The sequence below is a fragment of the Tepidanaerobacter sp. GT38 genome (assembly GCF_021991635.1).
Lineage (GTDB): Bacteria > Bacillota > Thermosediminibacteria > Thermosediminibacterales > Tepidanaerobacteraceae > DTU063.
In genome coordinates this window covers 1-2,504 of the sequence record NZ_JAFFJA010000073.1, presented here as the reverse complement: position 1 = coordinate 2,504, position 2,504 = coordinate 1, and the positions used below count along the sequence as shown (strand labels likewise).

The 2,504-nt window shown below is 32.9% G+C and carries 2 protein-coding genes; both read right to left on the bottom strand.

All coding sequences use genetic code 11. The annotated features are described in order from the left end of the window. Positions 1–63 precede the first annotated feature (63 nt). Positions 64–822, bottom strand: coding sequence for an IS21-like element helper ATPase IstB (gene istB / locus JT739_RS09860; RefSeq protein ID WP_237660948.1), 759 nt, complete (start codon positions 820–822; stop codon positions 64–66). Next, positions 819–2,399 carry an IS21 family transposase gene (gene istA, locus JT739_RS09855; protein WP_255688674.1) on the bottom strand — a complete coding sequence of 527 codons (1,581 nt, stop codon included), beginning with the start codon at positions 2,397–2,399 and terminating at the stop codon, positions 819–821. The genes istB and istA overlap by 4 nt, the downstream gene beginning before the upstream one ends. Positions 2,400–2,504 lie beyond the last annotated feature (105 nt).

Here is a 2,504-nt window from a genome sequence, read left to right as displayed (position 1 = left end):
TGTATTTGTCAACCGAAAAATGGGCCATATATTAATCGAAAACTGGGCCAGTTGTAAAAAAAATTAATGGTTTTCTTCTAACCAGTCCTTAGTTTCTTTCATTCTATAAGAATTCCCATTCATATTAATAACATAGGATTTATGAGTTAATCTGTCTATCAGTGCTGCTGTGAGCACTGCATCATTAAATACCTCATTCCACCTGTCAAACGACAAGTTTGTTGTGATTATTGTAGATTTTCTCTCTGCCCTTAGAGACAGAAAAGTAAATAATAGTTCACTGCCCTCTTTATCAAAAGAAATATAGCCTAATTCATCTGCAATAATTAAATCATATTTTTCGAACCTCTTTTCAAAAGTATATAGCTTTTTGTCACTTTTGGATTCTTTCAGCTCATTTATTAATGATGGCACCGTTGCAAAATACACCTTGTATCCCATATTACAAGCATCTATGCCAAGGCCTATAGCCATATGCGTCTTGCCTGTGCCTGGGTTGCCAGCTAGTATTACATTCCTGCCTTCAGCTATGAAATTTAGTGTTTTAAGCTCTTTAAATCTCTTTCTACCATCTTCCGGAAGATACTCTAGCTTTAATTCATCTAGATACTTTTTATATGGAAACCTGGCATTTCTTATTCTGTTTTTCCTGCCGTTTTCTTTCCTTACAACATAAGCTTCTGCAAAGATATCCAGTAAGAAGTCTTCATAGGATTTGTCTAGTTTGTATGCCTCTTCAATCTTCATTTTTAATCCTTGATTTATTCCTGGTATCTTAAGTTCTGATATGTATTTTTTGATCTCTGCTATTTTTTCCTTCAATTTTCAAAACCTCCTATAGATTGCAAGTTAAACATCTGATTTAATGCAGATATTTGCTGTATCGAGGCTTTTAGTATTGATGTGTCTTTTTCCGGTTCTATAAATGCAATTTCTCTAGGAAGTTTGAAAACTATATTTTTAATATTGTCTGTGTTAACTATATCTGTTTTTATTTCTTCCAGTTCTTTTATGGCGTCTAATATACTTTCTAAGTCTTTTTCTTTAATTAGCTCCAAAAGTAGTATGAAATCTTTAGGATTATTGGTATAATATTTATTGTATATGTCTTTTAGCTCTGGGCAAAGTTGGTGTCTACCTACACTTGAATGCAATGCCCCGGGCTTGTTTTTTAATGTATCGGTAAAATGATTAATGTCTATTGTCCAGTGGTGGGCCTTAAATGACCTTTTATGTTCGGCTATTTTATTGCCCTTGTAATATATTTTGATATCATTTGGATAGATTTTAGCAGTTACGAATTTGCCAACTAGGTAGTCTGGCACTGAATATTTATTTTGGTCAATATTAATTACGCTGTATTTGTTTACCCTGGCCTCAACCCTTCTTGATGTATCATATGATGGTTTAAGCGGCAAAAGATATTTCTTCTCTTGGTTTAGAATCTCTATTGGGCTTTGGTTTTTAAGCCAGCTTCTTTTTTTGGAGTTAAGCTTAAATATTCTTTCTGCAAGATATTCGTTGGCTTCATCTATTGAATCAAATTCTGTTTTTATTGAGAAAACTTTCCTCCTTACAAATTCAATTCCTCTTTCTACATGGCCCTTTTCATTCCCACTTTTTATGTTACAAAATCTATATTTGAATCCATAATACAATGATAGTTTAATCAAATCTTCTGTTGCTTCTTTTTCATTTTTGCCTACAAACTTCTTAACAGCCTGTTTCATGTTGTCGTAGACAATTTCTCTATGGATTCCTCCGATCTTGTTAAAAGCTTCGACATGAATGTGTAGAAAGTTTTCCATCTTTTGATTTTCATAAAGTCTTGCATAATGATAGGAGCCCTTTGCTGTTGTGAAAAGTCCCATGTTTAAGGTTGTGGCTTTGCCGGCAATTGTAAGTTTTACGTCACCCCAATCAAATTCTAGTGTTTCTCCTAAATCATATTGCTGCCTAATATACGCTTCTTTTTTCTCATAGTTTTCTCTAATGTAGTTACAAACAGTGGTGTATCCTATATCATATCCTTTTTCAACTAGGTATTCGTGTATATCTATTTTCTTCATTAACTGCTTATGTCTTCCCAGTAATTTGTTCTTTTCATTTTTGGCAATTAGCTTGTCTATTTCATTAATAATTTCTTCAGTTAGTTTAACTCTTGTTCTACTGCTGGTATCATATTTGGGTTTTGAGGCCATTTCTTCTATTAAGGCTAGTATTTTTATTTTATTGCCGTCTTTATCTTGTTTTAGTTCCATTAGCTTTTCATGTTTTGTTTTAAAGTCTTTTATGTATTTTTGTACTGTGGTCCTTGAAATACCAAGTTCTCTTGCTATGGCTCTTTGGGATTTGTTTTCTCTAAAGTATTTCATTAGTATATCTGCTTTCTGGTCCAATCTTATCAACCTCCATACCCCCTACAATATGTATAGGGGTATTATATTTTAGGGTGGACCAGTTTTCAATTGAAATGATGGCCTACTTTTAAATTAACATAAGCA